Raw genomic sequence first — 15,064 nt, 5'->3', positions numbered from 1 at the left:
GCGCATACGTGTGAGGGGGGCGAGTACCACCCGATGATCAAGCGTGTAAGATCCGACGGACGTGTTGCTAAAAAGTTTTTCCACTGCCTGTGCTCCAATATTCGATGACGGTGCATGAATGATGGCTGCAAATCCCCCAGAACAGTAGGGGACATACGGCCATAACAATCATTCCGGAGGGGAATACGGGTCCGACGGCGTGACGCTGCGACGGTACGCGGTCATTAGGGATGGCGGGAACTGCGCGCCGTGACTGTCTGCATGCTCGCTATCACTTAGCTTTGGCCCAGTGGCTGGCCGAAGATCGACAACAGCATCTGGATGGCCTTGGTCACGACATCGATGACGTCGAGTTCCGATTCAGCCGCGAAGGGCTTGCCGGGTCCCTTGTTACGTCAGAGCCGCCGCCCCTCGCTGGACTACTGCATTTGATCGCCACCTCCTTTAGCGTCGCCTGGCGACCTGCAACATCGGCGATCGATGGTATCGTTGCCGAGCATCGCTTACCACGCTCATGCGTCCATCGAATCTCGTGCTCACGCAAAGCACGACGCCATCTAATCGCCGCCTGGTCCCGGTCGTTGCCTATACCATCATCGGTGCCTTCGCTCACGAGGGCAGTTTGGCCCTCTCCGAATTGGTCAAGCCATAGAGAGTCACACGGCGTGCTCGTGTCAAGACCAGGACTTCACGTTGACGTACCCATTTGTGGTTTTCCTTGGAGTGCCTTCAGGACCGATCTTTCCAGATTTTCTGATGGATAGGGCGCCAGGTGTGCCCCCGGCATTGGGCGGCGACGACGCCCCTTCATGGTATCTGAAAGTCTTCAAAGCGATCCAGCGCGTCCTCGACTTGCGCCTTTAGTCCAGAGCGATGAGGGACGAGCCACGTCCACTTTTGTACGGCGAGCTTACGCTTTTGACGCTCTGCCTTCAGGTCTATCGCGGCAACAAATTCGTTCCCAACGAGAACGGGTAGCGCAAAGTAGCCGTAGACACGCTTCTCTGCAGGCACGTAGGCTTCGAATCGGTGTTCATAGCCGAAGAACAAGCTTAGTCGCTTGCGTTGGATAACAAGAGGATCGAAGGGGGATAGTATGTGCACATACGTCTGCTTCCCAGCAAGGCTTACCGTCTCCAGCGCTGAGGGTTCGACCCAGTGCTGGAGCTTGGCTTGTCCTGCCAGATGGACAGGAACCAGACGTCCCCGACGGACGTTGGTCTCCAAAAGAGCGGAGACAACGGCCTTAAAGGACGCATTGCCATAGCAAATTGGAATCGAGGCTGACGACGCCTTGGGACCTTAGCGCGCGATCGAGAAGATACTGCGCAAATTGACCTGCTGTTGCCGACCGCGGGCGACGCTCCCAAGAGAAGTGGCGGTCAGCCAATTCGTACGTCTTGAGCATCCCTTTGCGCTCACAAATGGTGAGGTCGCCAGCGAAGAACCCGTACCGCAGCGCACGCTTCGACGGCTTACGACTGTCCCACGGGTGGGACTTCTCCACCGGTGCTTCCTCGATGTCGCGTATTGAGAGCGCTCCTTCGTCGCGGACCCGGCGCAGTAGTTTCGCATAATCGTCTCGATTGACGTTGGAGAGTGACCGTTCCGGGGACTCGCGGTAGCGACGCATAGCCGGCATAAAGTAGCGATAGTCCGTAGTCGGAATATAAGAGAGCGCGTGCGTCCAGTACTCAAATACTGTCCTGGTTGTCGATTGCGCATGCTCAAGATCTGAACGCTGGTACTCCGGTATGCGGGTGTAAAGGATATGGTGATGGCAGCGCTCGATGACATTTATCGTGTCAATTTGCACGTACCCCAAGTGCTGAACAGTGTTCGTCGTTGCCTCGGGGCCCTTGCCGAAGGGCGCTTCAATGCTTAGACGCTGTGCGCCGAGCCAGATCGCGCGCGCTTGGGCATGACTCAGTTCGAAGGACTGGTACCTCAATTTTTTCTCCGGGTTACCGTTTAGGATCGCCGTAGGCTCCTGGCCACCGGCCGTTATGGCAGATTCTTCCATCCTCTGTGTAGCACGTCTGACTACGGTTCGGCTCATTCCATATGGGAATAATGGCTATTCCTTCATAGTTACTTCCAGCGACTGCGCCGCGGTTTAGCAATTGGTTATTGACGACAGCGTAACGCCAGTACGCGATGACGACGGGCGGGGAAAAAATAGAGCTCGGTGACCAGGGAGAATTTGTTTAGACAAATGGGACGCAGTGGCAGAATCCGCTTCGCCGCCGACCTTCCACTCCGTCGTGCGCGTATATAGCACCAGGTCACCAGCCCATCGGAATCGACGGCAATAGACGGTTCTTGCTGCCACGTTTGTGCTTGGAAGCAGGCGTACAGCCAGCTACCAGGCCAAGCAGTCGGCGATGAGGCCGCTGGCCGACGCGCTGGCGGCTCTGCCCGGCCAGCGTGCTGCTTCGTCTGCCCTGCAGACGGAGTTGGCACGTGACCAGCAGGAGTTGCAGCGCCTGACCGCGCTGGCCGTCCGCAAGCCGAGGCTGGACGTCGCCCGGGAGGGCATGGCACAGGCCGAGCGGGACTTGACGGCACTCGGTGGGGAGGAGGCTGCTGCCGCGGCGATCTGCGCGCGGGAAGTGGCGGTTGCCAATGCACAGTTGTCAGCCGTGCAGCGCGAGCTGTCCGGGCTGGCCACCGAGGACGCGACCGGCACGCTGGCCGCGCTGGATCTGCGCACCCGGCTCATCCTGCCATGAAATCGGAGGCGACTAATTATTCAACCTATTTACGGGGAGTTGTACCAACTTCAAACTTCGCGCCAAGACGCGGTTCACTGGACGCTTACAAACCAAGGCTTACCCTCAACCAACGGCGTTGGCTTTCTCTGAGCCTGACATGGTTGGCCATGCTGAGCACAGCTACCCATGACGCGCTCGGTACGCGGAATGCACGCGGGACGTCTGCGCGAGACGCGAAGCGTGGCGGAGGCATATACCGTGATCGCTCCCCGATTCAGGACGAGCCTTGAATTCCCAGGACTTAGGTTCGCGATCGCCGGGCGAGTGACTATTCCATGCATGCATAACAGCTAGTCCGAGAAGCAAGCTTCCGTCGGAGTGGGCTAGCGACTAACCTACGACTAACGCCCGCGCGAACTGACGGTTGGTCGGAGGCGAACCCGGACGGAGACCGACGGTTTCGAAGTCAGGTTTACGTCTGAGGCAGGGAACAACGATGCTATTGGAGCTTAAGATGGGCGTGAAGAACAAAGTTATAGTGGCTGGGGCGAGCGGACTGATCGGCGTCGCCGCCATCGAGTCCTTCCTCTCTGCAGGGTGGGATGTCGTGGGTATTTCCCGGCGCAAACCGGAACTCCCAAGTGGCCGCGACTTCGAGCATGTGCGGGTTGATTTGCGCGACGAGAAAGCCTCGAATGAAGCGCTTTCAGGTATCACTGGCGTAACACACGTTGCCTATGCTGCGATTTATGAGAATGCCACGGATCTGGTCGGTGGCTGGTCGAACGCTGAGCAGATTGAAGTCAACAACGCAATGCTGCGCAACGTGATCGAGCCTCTTGTATCCGGGAAGTCGAGCTTGAGGCACGTGTCGATCCTGCAGGGCACGAAGGCGTATGGCGTCCACCTTCACCCGATCGCCGTTCCTGCGAGGGAGAGTGACCCCCGGGACGATCATGCGAACTTCTTCTTCGACCAGCAGGACTACGTTCGCGACGCGGGTGCGAAGCACGGGTTCGCCTACACCGTTCTTCGCCCCCAATTGGTGACGGGTAAGACACAGGGCGCTCTCAATGTGCTGCCAGCCATTGGCGTTTATGCGGCAATTCGGCGAGAGAAAGGCGAGCCGTTCAGCTTCCCCGGAGGCCCGTCCTTCGTTTGGGAAATGGCGGATGCCGGCCTTGTCGGCAATGTGATGGTGTGGGCTGCACAAGCTCCGCAGGCAGCGAACGAGATCTTCAACGTTACCAACGGAGATGTCTTCGCGTGGCGGCATGTTTGGCCCGCGCTAGCAAAGACGCTTGGCGTAGAAACTGGGCCCGATGAGCCGATGAGCGTGGCTCAATACATTCGAGATAACGCCGATGTTTGGGCGAAGATCGTTGCCACGTATGGTCTGGCAAGCGGTGACCTGGCTTCGTTCGTCGGGCAAGGTGACCAGCACGCTGACTTTGCCTTCGCGTACGGCGCTCCGGCTGGGCCCGTAGCGTTTGTCAGCACAATCAAGCTTCGCAAGGCTGGCTTCAGCGAGGTAGTTGATACCCGAGATGCTTTTTGCGATGCGCTGCAATTCTTCATTGACCGAAAGTTGCTACCGCCCGCGGTGTGACACCGGTTGCCTCTTGCACTGGATGGCGCCCTTCTCGCGACGAGAAAGGCTGACGGGGCTCCGTCGCCCTCTGAGTTGGCAAATTACCCGCTAAGCCGTAACGTCTCGCCGCCCCCCAAGGGCGGCTTTTCTTTACCTGGTGTCCCAAGAACTGGTGCGAGAAATCCAGGATCTCAGTCGGGCTAAGGCAATTTGTCCTGAAAGACAGGGCGTTGAAGCGTCGCTGAAATTGTGCGGCGCATTGTGAGGGCCTCTGTGAACGAGTAAGTCGGATCCTTGGTTCCGACTCCCCTTGGTTAGACAATAGGAGCGATAAGATGGCTGATAGCAGCGGCGTGACGAACAATAGGGTTTATCTCGAAGACCTTTCCGAAGGCATGGTGTATGAAAGCCCCGAGTTAGAGTTGAGAGCTGCGCAGATCCAGGCGTTCGCACGCGAATTCGATCCGCAGCCGTTCCACTTAGACGATGTTGCCGCGCGCGGTACCTTATTCGGCGGGCTCGCGGCAAGCGGCTGGCATACGGCAGCCGTCACGATGAAGCTGCTGGTGCAAAGCCTGCCGTTGGCGGGCGGCATCATCGGTGCCGGTGGCGAGCTCGCCTGGCCGCGTCCCACGCGGTCGGGCGACGTGCTGCGTGTGGTCAGCACAATCCTCAGTGTCGTGCCGTCCAAGTCCAAGCCCGATCGAGGCATTGTGACCGTACAAAGCGAAACGCGGAACCAACACGGCGACGTATGTCAACGACTGGTGATTCGACTGGTCGTATTCCGGCGCGTCGGGTAGAAGATGCAACCACGGGACGTTCAGAACGCGTCCGGGCGGACGAAAGCTCTTCGTCTTCACCGTTTTGCCCCACGCTCTACGGCGGTCGTTGCTCCTAGACGAGGGCAAGCTGCTGCTCGCGTTGCAGCCATCTTGTAGCAAAGCGACGCTGCCTCAACGGGCGGCGGGCATGCAGCGTCGGTGCTCAGCGCGACCGGCGAGGACGACGAGGTCTGGGTCGTATGGCTGGACATCGATCAAGTTTAGATTAGGGGGAATCAGACGATGTCACTGCGGCACGGAGCGAATGACGGGACGGCGCTGGCATATCCTTGCCATCTATGTCAAACTTGACTATACTGTCAAACATCGAGCCGGCGCGCGCAAGAGCGCGACCGGCGACCGGCGACCGGCGGTTGAGCGTTTGACGGGCTCTGCGTCACGCTAGAGCGCTTGGAGGACTCGTCCGTGAGAGAAGCGGGAATAGAGGTCCGGATGAGCAAGCAATCCTATCGGCGTCCGTTGGAATCTGGTATGTCGGCCGACATTTCCAGCCTGCAAGCATGACGACGAAATCGGACCTGGCGGGGATTACATCGTCAAGCGGTTTGTCCGCTGAGTTAGTTCAGCAACGAGAGCATTCCTTTGCATAAGGACTTGACTTTTTAGTGCCAACAATAGTCGCGAGCGGCTGCGGTTTTCGGCTGCTCACGAGTATTGTTGAAAGTAAATTCCGAGCGAAGTTGCGCGTCGGTGATCCAGAAATTGTATGGAAGAATAAGTTGAAGGAGGAGACGACATGTCGAATGCTGCGCCTGTAGCAGCCGCCAACCCAGGCCTCACTGGGCCGGGCGAGCTGAAACGAAGGGACGTTGTCCGCGATGAGAAGTTTCGCAGGCTGGTCCGCGAAAGAAGGTGGACTAGCTGGTCGCTGACGGTGGTGATGCTGGTCGCCTACTTCGGGTTCGTCTCGACCATTGCGTTCAAGCCCGATTGGCTCGCGACCCCCATCGGCCCTGGCCGATCCACGAGCTGGGGAATACCCGTTTGCTTCGGGATTCTCGCGCTCGCCTTCTTGCTCGTTGGCGTGTACGTGCGTCGAGCAAACACGGTGATTGACGCGAACGTGGCTGCAATCAAAGCGGGAGGCCGGTCATGAGCTTTTGGCGTGTCATCTGGCTATTGGCCACCACGTGCTTGACCACGTTGCCCGCCGCGCAGGCGTCGACGTCACCTGGCTCCACAGGGTCGTTGCATCAAGCTTCGAACCCTAGCGCGATTGCAATGTTTTTCTTGTTTGTCATCTTCAGCCTGTTCATTACGAAATGGGCCGCCCGGAAGAGCTCAGGCGTCTCCGATCATTACGCCGCCGGTGGGCGTATTACAGGCATGCAGAACGGATGGGCTATCGCTGGGGACTTCCTGTCCGCATCGTCCCTTCTTGGCGTCTCTGCGCTCGTGTACGGCAGCGGTTTCGACGGGCTCATTTATTTGGTAGGTGCCATCGCAAGCTGGCCTGTGATCCTGTTTTTGATCGCAGAGCCACTTCGAAATTTGGGTAGGTTCACTATCGCGGATGTCCTGTCATTTCGACTGAAGCAGAGCCCTATCCGAACGTTCTCGACTATCAGCTCGCTCGTGATTGTTCTGCTGTATCTCGTATCCCAAATGGTGGGGGCTGGAAAGCTGATCGAACTTCTATTTGGCATTAGCTATGTTTGGTCCGTAGTGCTGATCGGTGTCCTCATGGTGCTCTACGTGTTCTTTGGCGGCATGCTTGCTACCACCTGGATCCAGATCGTCAAGGCGGCGCTCCTTTTGATCGGCGCTGCTTTCATGGCATTCATGGTTCTGCAGCGCTTTGGTTTCAGCTTCGAGAATCTGATATCTGCCGCAGTCAGGATCCACCCGAAAGGTACCGCCATCATGGGCCCAGGGGGGCTAATCCGAGACCCTGTCTCGGCAATCTCTCTCGGTCTCGCGCTGATATTTGGGACTGCAGGTTTGCCGCATATTCTGATGCGTTTCTTTACCGTCCCCGACGTTAAGGAGGCACGCAAAAGCGTGTTCCACGCAACCGGGATCATGTGCGCCGGCTATGCCATGATCATTGTCATCGGCTTCGGATCCATCGCTTTGGTCAGTTCCGATCCCGCGTATCACAATGAAGGCGGCGCGCTGGTTGGTGGCGCCAACATGGTTGCTGTCCACCTCGGACATGCGGTCGGCGGGAACATCTTCTTGGGTTTCATCAGCGCTGTAACCTTCTCAACGATCATGGCCGTCGTTGCCGGGCTCACGTTGGCGGGCGCCTCAGCCGTTTCTCACGACCTGTACGCAAACGTGCTGCGCAAAGGTACTGCCACCGACCGGCAGGAACTGTTGGTATCACGTGCCACGACGGTCGTACTGGGTGTGCTTGCAATCGTTGTTGGCATCGCCTTTGAGAAGCAAAACATTACGTTCATCGTCAGCCTGGTGTTTTCGATCGCAGCGAGTTCCACCTTCCCAGTCTTGCTCCTGTCCATCTACTGGCGAGGCCTTACGACTCGCGGCGCAGTGTTCGGCGGACTCATCGGGCTTGGAACCGCAGTGGGCCTGACGATTCTAAGCCCCACGGTATGGGTGCAGGTCTTGGGCCACAAGACTGCGGTCTACCCCTACGAGTATCCGGCTCTGTTCTCGATGACTGCGGCGTTTGTCGCGATCTTCGTCCTCTCCATCACAGACCGCTCCGCAGCGGCGGAGACGGAAAGGGACCAATACGAGGATCAGTTGGTATCCAGCGAGCTGGGACCGGCGCGCTAGGCGCTCGGGGCCGACGGGCTGCTTTGGGTCCGTGGCTGCACGGCTGATTGGGTCCCGTACGTAGGCACTTGGCGCGGACAGACGCCTAGGAAACGAGCACGGTGGCGGTGCCAGTCGTGGACGCACGCCCGGCGACGAATGTCCCAGTCTCTTTAAAGATTGTCGACACGCGTCGTCATCGCGGCGGCACCGGTTCTCTCGGCTCGAGTGTGGCGCGCGTGGGAGCGATAGCGTGGGCTCTACTCAACAGTATGAAAGAAGGGCCACAATTCTTGATGTATTCCGCTCGGGAATGGTTGCTATTCGTTCGTAGCAATAGCCGGATTTATAGCTAACCGGCTAATGTTAAGGGGAGTAGAGGCCCAAGACGCGCTTTTACTCAGTTCCCTAGAGAGTTCTAAGCAGACATAGCGGCGCCGGAGACAGGGCCACGGGTGTCGGGAAATATGAACAATCACGCAATTAGGGTCGGCGTACGCAACTGGCCGGGGCGTTTGTCGCCGCGGATAGGGGCTCAAAGGACATCCCGAATTAGAACTTTCGAATCGTGAGAAGCTGATTATGCATGACGTCTACACGCTCTATGGCGCCCAGATCTCCAACTATACGGCGAAGGTGAGGTCTTACCTCATCTTTAAGGGCATCCCGTTTCAGGAGATGGTCGCTTCCAACGCTGTCTACGACAGCTTTCTCGTCCCTCGGATCGGCTATCGCATGATGCCAGTGCTGTTGATGCCGGACGGGGAAATGCTCCAGGACTCGACTGATATCATCGATGAGTTAGAGGGGCGATACCCGCTGGTTTCTGTGTACCCCTCTACACCGGTTCTACATTTGGCCAATCTTCTGGTGGAGGCGTATGCGCACGACTGGGTGCGGATACCGGCCATGTATTACCGTTGGGGGTTTCTCGAGACGAACTACGAGTATTTGAAGGGCGAATTCGGACGAATGTACGAGCCCATGGCGCAGGCCGCGCAGCAGTTGATCGTGGGCGAAAAAGGATGTGCATGGGCCCGCGATCGCTTGCCGTCCTTGGGTATTGTTCCGGAGACGGCGCCCGAAATCGAGCTATGGACGGAGAGTCTTCTTGGTTGGCTCGAGGCTCACTTCGAAGATCATGACTACCTTTTCGGCTCACGGCCGTCGACGTCGGACTTCGCCTTCATGGGGCCGCTATATGCGCACCTCTATCGCGACCTCTATTCGTCCGCGCTGCTGAGGCGTAATTTCCCGAACGTCGTGCGTTGGGTTGAACGGATGAACTCGCCCGTGAAGGCTCAGGGCGAATACTTCGGCGAGGATAGGGTCCCGGAAACGCTCATGCCGATAATGCGGCATTTGTTCGCAGAATACGTCCCAGTAGCCTGCGATACGATCGATCGTGTGGGGGAGTGGATCGACGCGAATTACACTAGCCCAATTCCGCGTCTCCTCGGTACGCAGGATTTTATCGTCGGCAAGGCCTCGGCGAAGCGCAATGTCTGGACCTGCATTCAGTATATGTTCCAAAGGCCGTTGTTCTACTACCAGCGGGCGCCAGAGAGCGCGAAGCGTGCGATGAACGACTTGCTCATGCGGATCGGAGGAGGAGCCAATCTCGACAAGGTGGTCCGTCATCCCGTCCGGCATCGGAATCACCGGCTAGTTGTGGACAACTAAGCGACCTCGGGGCCTGGCTCTTCGCTGTGGGGGCACAGGTGCAACTTCCCGTTTGAATTGCGCCGCAATACGCGGTTTGGCTCCGAGCGGGCCAGAGCGGCGGGCGACGACAGTTACCAAGTGCGTCGGGCGGAATCGGCAGAGTTGGCGGCGTTGCTGATGGGGCGAGCCAGCATGGCCTAATGTCTGGCTGTACGTCCCCTGGATCTTCACTCGCATAACAGCAGGGCAAAGAAGGGCGCGATGATGCCCGCCACCCTGGAAAGACCTGGGGGACACTTCGTTCAGCCGGTCGCGCGTGAGTAATGACAACCCACAACGCGGAGTCGCTGGTCCGGACACGCAAATATGGGCCGGGCTCGGGCCAGGCGTTTGGCAGCGTGGAAGAGGGTCGCACATGAAAGCGGCGATTCGCGCCGCAAACATCTGGTCGACTTTCTTTGGTCCGCGCACCATCACCTGACGCGTGCGCCCCGCGGTCTTGATCCAGCCAGAGTTTTGTTCGATCAGCTTGCGCTTTTGGTGCGAGACGGCATAACCGGTGCTGCAAGCAACGGCGTCAGGAACGGCCGGGCGTCGCCCCGAGGTGTTCCGTGCGACGCGGGACGTCACCTTCGTCTCCAGGCAGGCTCGAATGATTTCCTGCTCATCGTAGCGTCTGTCCGCGCCCACGGTGACTTTCAAAACCAGGTTTTCCGTCACCTGCCTGGTGTCGTTGAGCGTGACGTTTGCGGCCTCTCGTTCGGAGTGTCCGCCAGCATTGGTCACCATGGCGCTCACCACCAGGTCATAGCGGCTGTCGCTCAGGGTATGACACGCATGTGGCTGGTCTCGCTGCCTGTCTTGCTCCTGCGGTGGAGCTTGGCATCGGGATCGGTCTTGGACTCGTGCACGTCGTCGCTGAGCTCGCGACCTTTGAAGTTACCTCCATCGTTATCGTCCTTGTCGCCGCCGCCCTTGATATCGGCCCTGTACATCTGCGCGAACAACCGGTCCATCTTCACCGGCGCCTGGTTGGTCATGGTGCGGATCGAGCGCATCGGGTGGAACTTCGGCACGAAATCCTCCAGCACTCTGCATAGTGAACAAGCTTTCCGTGAAGGTGTCTGCGCGCCGCGCACGAATGCGGGATTGGATGGTGGGTTCTCAAATCAACGCCTCAACCAGTCGTCACGCTGACGTCCGCGGGAGGGACTTCAGCACCCTGCTAAAGGAGCCGCGTCAAACGACCTATGGCGATATGCGCAAAGCACGATTCGCTGGCTGAACGAAGTTGGTGACGCAAAGATGACCTGGCGGAAAATCCTACGCCCACGTGATCCCGAAACGAGTTTCGGGACGCCCCGCGACGAAAACGGTTGCATTTCATCCTTGTCACGGATGTCAAACATGACTAAAGTACTGGCACTGGTTTCGACGCAGATCAAGGCACGTAGTGCAAGGACGTCGATCAGCAACTGCTAATTTGGAGACCAAAGTGACCAACTTGACCAAGCGGGCCCCTGACGAGGATGCCGTTCCATTCCAGCTGCCGCAGCCGCCGGACATGTCCCCGGACATTGTGCACGCCGGGGTGCTGGACAATTGGCTTGAAGACGACAACTTGTGGGTCCCGATGACGGGAACGGTGTCGTTCAAGCCTCTTCTTTTGAGCGCGAGCCAGGGCTATTACATTAATTTGCTTCGCGTGCGCCAGTCCGGCGTGCTTTCGCGACACCGCCATACGGGCCCTGTGCACGCAATGGTTTTGAAAGGGCGCTGGTATTACCTGGAACACGATTGGACAGCTGAATTGGGCTCGTACGCGCATGAACCCGCCGGTGAGACGCACACGCTCTTCGTGCCGCATGACGTCGAGGAGATGATCACGTGGTTCCACGTGACGGGCGGCTACACCTATGTTGATCCGCAAGGTGTAGCCGTTGGCTATGAGGACGTGTTCACGAAGATTGAGGCGGCACGCAAGCACTATGAGGCGATCGGTCTCGGCGCCGACCATGTCAAGCGGTTCATCCGCTAAGTTGCGCCAACCTTTTTGGAGAGCTTGATTCAATGCAAAGAAAGACAATTGACGTAGCAGGCACTGCGGCGAGCTACCTGACTGCGGGTGATCAAGGCCCTGTCGTACTAATGCTTCATGGCACCTACTGGAGCCGTGTGTGGCAACCGGTGATCGATGATCTCGCAGGCGCAGGGCTGCGCCCGATCGCCGTGGATTTCCCTGGATTCGGTCGTTCTGGCGGCGAGCTCACCGTTGCCGATGCATCTATTCCGGCACTCGCTGACTGGACGGCGCAGTTTTTGCGAGCTCTAGGCGTCACCGATCCGGTGGGCGTCGCCGGCCATGACATTGGCGGTGGTGTTGCACAGCATATTCTGGTCGACGGCAAGATCAAGGTGAGCCGGCTCGCTCTAGTCAACGCGGTTATGTTTGACTCGTGGCCCGTTCCCGGTGTCGCGCGTTTTCGTGACCCGGAGGTTGCGGCTGCTACCACGACCGAGGATGTTCTGGAGGCACGCCGAAAATCCGTCATTACAGCGTTGGCCCGCAGCACAACTGAGGAGGAAATTGCTGAGTATCTCGCCCCTTGGGCGGATCCGCGGGTTGCGCGTTCGTGGCTTGCACTCGCGGGCGCGGCGTACAGCCGCTACACGATGGATATCGTCCCTACCCTGCGCGAGTCCACGACACCCAAGCTGCTCGTTTGGGGGGAAGATGACAGCTTTCAGCGGGTCCATCACGCGGAGCGCTTCGTCAAGGAGATTCCGAACGCCTCGCTCATCCGCATCCCGGCGGCGGGACACATCCCTATGGAAAACGACGCGAAAGCCGTTGCACGCGCTTTGACTGAGTTCTTTGTCTAGATCCAACGCGTCTGGCGCGGTGCGGTGAGCGGGAACTGTGGATCCATTAAGGTCCCAGTCCCTATCGACGCACCGCGTCGCCCTTAGTCGAGCCGATTAACTGCTACGCGCGTTACTGATGTGTCTGTTGCAGAATCGTATCGATTAGGGCCGCCGCTGTCTGCCGGAGGCGCTTCGGGTCGCCGTAGACGCGCTCCATCACGGCGATACCTCGCGTCATTGTCACGATAACGCGGGCAGCCTGGCGCGGCGGAATGACCAGTTGCGCGCGTGCTCCGGGAGTGTCGAGCACCTTAAACAAGGCGTCCTCAAGCTCGTCTAGCATCCTCTTCACCAGTTCCTGCTGGCGCGGAAATTCCGGCGCGGTCTCGACGGCGATTTTTGTCGAAAGGCAGCCGCGCGCAGGCGAGCCTCGTGTAATCGAACGAATAGCGACAGTGAAAAAATCGACCAGCGCATCTCGCAATTCGGGCTTGTTGAGCGCCATCTTCGTTTCGGCAACGAAGCGGTCTGCGTACCGCTCGAATACCTGCACGAAGATCTCTTCCTTGTCGCCATAGGCGTTATATAGCGAGCCGCGTTGCACCCCCGTAGATTTCGCGAGGTCCAGCATTGAGGTCGCGCGATAGCCTTTGGCCCAGAACACATCTAAAGCCCGCTCGAACGCGTTGTCTTCATCGAATTGCCGAACGCCGGCCATGATTCCTCTCACCGTAGACGAAATGTCGGTCTATATTTTACACTATTGACAAAGATGCACAACGGACGCTTGTGTTGCGCATAGGGTGTTTCGATCCCACCGAGATTGCCCATAGGAAAGCATGGTGGGCCGATGTTCAGGATATGTGACACGTGCGTACGCGAGGGTACGGACGGTCCGTCGTACCGTATCCGAACCGTCGTGTCTATTCGCTGCAGGGATGGTTGGCCGGTCATCGGCCGCGCGATCCGTTGCGAAGGACTGCCGGTTTGCGCAGACAAAGGATGAAGAGTCTCGGCGGGCACTCTTCGTCCCATCCGACTTCGCCGCGGCAGAATGAACCAGCCCCGAATAATTTGAGGAGGAAATATGAAGCGTTCCCTTGATTACACTCCACCAAGGATCTGGGCGTGGAACGAGCCTAGCGGAGGGGCGTTTGCAAATATCAACCGGCCTGTCGCCGGACCAACGCACGACAAGGAGCTGCCTGTCGGCCGACACCCGCTACAGCTCTACTCGCAGGGCACGCCGAACGGTGTCAAGGTCACAATCATGCTTGAGGAATTGCTTGCGCTGGGGCGCACGGGCGCCGAGTACGACGCATGGCTGATCAGGATCAGTGAAGGCGACCAGTTCGGTAGCGGCTTCGTCGCGTTAAACCCGAACTCGAAAATTCCTGCGTTACTTGACCGGAGCGGCCCCGAACCCGTTCGCGTATTTGAATCTGGTTCGATCCTGCTATATCTGGCAGAAAAATTCGGCGCGTTCCTCCCGAAGGGCGCGGGGGCACGCGCTGAGGCACTGAACTGGCTCTTCTGGCAAATGGGCAGCGCTCCGTACCTCGGTGGTGGGTTCGGCCACTTCTATGCCTATGCACCGACCAAGATCGAGTACGCGATCAATCGCTTCTCCATGGAGGTTAAGCGTCAGATGGACGTGCTAGATCGACGTCTCTCCGAAGCCGAATACCTCGCTGGCGACGAGTACACAATTGCCGACATTGCGGCCTTTCCTTGGTACGGTAGCCTTGTCAAGGGGTGGCAATATGACGCAGCGGAGTTCTTGAGCGTACAGGACTATAGAAACGTGTTGCGGTGGGCCGACGCGATACTGTCACGGCCCGCAGTCAAGCGCGGGCGGATGGTCAACCGCGTTAGAGGCGAGCTGTCGGAGCAGTTGCTCGAGCGTCACGACGCCAGGGACTTTGACACGCGGACCCAGGACAAGGTTCTAGGGGCGCAACCGTGAGTGCTGGAGGAATGACAACCAACGCGGGCGGCGACCGACATCCAGCGGAAGGTGTGTGCGCTCACCACAGAAGCATGACGCTTGCCGACAAGTGGCGGTCTCGTGAAGGCATCGGTTCGATGCAATGCAAGCTGGGGGAGAGCGGGTTGCCTGGCTACACGTACCGGACGACTGTACGTTCGACGAAGCTTGACTGGATTTGCCCCCCTGTCCCCGGACACGGTCACCCCCCTTAGGTTGTAACTCCATGGCGCGCCGGAACTCTCGCGGTGAGCGGTAGTTAAGGGCGCTGTTGGGGGGGCTTGGGGACTGTGTCCGGCGTTTCAGGGGGGCGACCCACTGGCGCACGTGCCTATGCCCACGGGTAATAAGAGATATTCTCGCTGGACCCGTATCGCCGACGCGGCGGCCCCTCTAATATTTGCACATAGAACGCCGCGAGATCCGCGCGGCAGGCGGCATAAAGTTCCCGCGGGAGCGCGGCCGAGGGTGTTCCAGACGCCGAGGGACTGTGTCCAAGCGCTGATTGTAGTGACCGAACGTAGCGCCGCGTAGGTCAGTGCGGTGTTCCCTGTTTGCGGCTGGCGCCATGGACGTGTAAGTTCTGGCTTCATAGCAGCGCTGAAGTGCGGAACTTCACGACACGAGACTGCGGACGAAATGCCGCGACGGCGCTCTATGCGGAAAGACTACC

12 protein-coding genes and 1 pseudogene are annotated in these 15,064 nt (G+C 58.6%); 9 read left to right on the top strand and 4 right to left on the bottom strand.

All coding sequences use genetic code 11. The annotated features are described in order from the left end of the window. Positions 1–807 precede the first annotated feature (807 nt). The gene (locus RM96_RS40610; RefSeq protein WP_274520236.1) at positions 808–1,227 is read right to left on the bottom strand and encodes a DNA glycosylase AlkZ-like family protein; all 420 of its coding nucleotides are present in this window, start codon (positions 1,225–1,227) and stop codon (positions 808–810) included. A 19-nt stretch (positions 1,228–1,246) separates the two neighbouring features. Then, entirely contained in the window at positions 1,247–2,023 is a 777-nt protein-coding gene (locus RM96_RS40605) for a DNA glycosylase AlkZ-like family protein (protein ID WP_274520235.1), read from the bottom strand. Between the two features lie 433 nt (positions 2,024–2,456). Between RM96_RS40605 and RM96_RS27930 the strand changes: the two genes are divergently transcribed. From RM96_RS27930 to RM96_RS27905, 6 genes are all read left to right on the top strand, one after another. Continuing rightward, on the top strand, positions 2,457–2,732 hold the full coding sequence (locus RM96_RS27930) for a hypothetical protein (protein ID WP_152624222.1): 276 nt from the start codon (positions 2,457–2,459) through the stop codon (positions 2,730–2,732). 496 nt (positions 2,733–3,228) lie between these two features. Further along, the gene (locus RM96_RS27925) at positions 3,229–4,323 is read left to right on the top strand and encodes an SDR family oxidoreductase (protein ID WP_039014986.1); all 1,095 of its coding nucleotides are present in this window, start codon (positions 3,229–3,231) and stop codon (positions 4,321–4,323) included. 317 nt (positions 4,324–4,640) lie between these two features. Further along, on the top strand, positions 4,641–5,108 hold the full coding sequence (locus RM96_RS27920; RefSeq protein WP_052279788.1) for a MaoC family dehydratase: 468 nt from the start codon (positions 4,641–4,643) through the stop codon (positions 5,106–5,108). Positions 5,109–5,886: 778 nt separating this feature from the next. Continuing rightward, complete coding sequence (locus tag RM96_RS27915) at positions 5,887–6,246, top strand: DUF485 domain-containing protein (protein ID WP_039014974.1); 360 nt, start codon at positions 5,887–5,889, stop codon at positions 6,244–6,246. Further along, positions 6,243–7,895 (top strand): cation/acetate symporter ActP, encoded by a 1,653-nt coding sequence (actP, locus tag RM96_RS27910; protein WP_082016740.1) that lies wholly within the window; start codon positions 6,243–6,245, stop codon positions 7,893–7,895. The genes RM96_RS27915 and actP overlap by 4 nt, the downstream gene beginning before the upstream one ends. A gap of 561 nt (positions 7,896–8,456) precedes the next feature. Then, positions 8,457–9,557: a glutathione S-transferase family protein gene (locus RM96_RS27905; protein ID WP_052279787.1), complete on the top strand. Its 1,101-nt coding sequence runs from the start codon at positions 8,457–8,459 to the stop codon at positions 9,555–9,557. A gap of 399 nt (positions 9,558–9,956) precedes the next feature. On the opposite strand, the pseudogene RM96_RS37765 reads toward RM96_RS27905, so the two are convergent. Next, positions 9,957–10,637: pseudogene (locus RM96_RS37765) on the bottom strand (transposase); the annotation flags it as partial. 406 nt (positions 10,638–11,043) lie between these two features. Between RM96_RS37765 and RM96_RS27895 the strand changes: the two are divergent. Both RM96_RS27895 and RM96_RS27890 read left to right on the top strand, forming a co-directional pair. Beyond that, on the top strand, positions 11,044–11,577 hold the full coding sequence (locus tag RM96_RS27895) for a 2,4'-dihydroxyacetophenone dioxygenase family protein (protein ID WP_039014982.1): 534 nt from the start codon (positions 11,044–11,046) through the stop codon (positions 11,575–11,577). 32 nt (positions 11,578–11,609) lie between these two features. Further along, positions 11,610–12,422, top strand: coding sequence for an alpha/beta fold hydrolase (locus RM96_RS27890; protein WP_039014973.1), 813 nt, complete (start codon positions 11,610–11,612; stop codon positions 12,420–12,422). Between the two features lie 112 nt (positions 12,423–12,534). Here RM96_RS27890 and RM96_RS27885 read toward each other — a convergent pair whose 3' ends face one another. After that, entirely contained in the window at positions 12,535–13,122 is a 588-nt protein-coding gene (locus tag RM96_RS27885) for a TetR/AcrR family transcriptional regulator (RefSeq protein WP_039014972.1), read from the bottom strand. 369 nt (positions 13,123–13,491) lie between these two features. Between RM96_RS27885 and yghU the strand changes: the two genes are divergently transcribed. Beyond that, positions 13,492–14,370 carry a glutathione-dependent disulfide-bond oxidoreductase gene (yghU, locus tag RM96_RS27880; protein WP_039014971.1) on the top strand — a complete coding sequence of 293 codons (879 nt, stop codon included), beginning with the start codon at positions 13,492–13,494 and terminating at the stop codon, positions 14,368–14,370. Positions 14,371–15,064 lie beyond the last annotated feature (694 nt).

It is taken from the genome of Cupriavidus sp. IDO (assembly GCF_000812465.1).
In the GTDB taxonomy this organism is placed as follows: domain Bacteria; phylum Pseudomonadota; class Gammaproteobacteria; order Burkholderiales; family Burkholderiaceae; genus Cupriavidus.
This window is presented reverse-complemented; position numbering and strand designations above follow the sequence as displayed.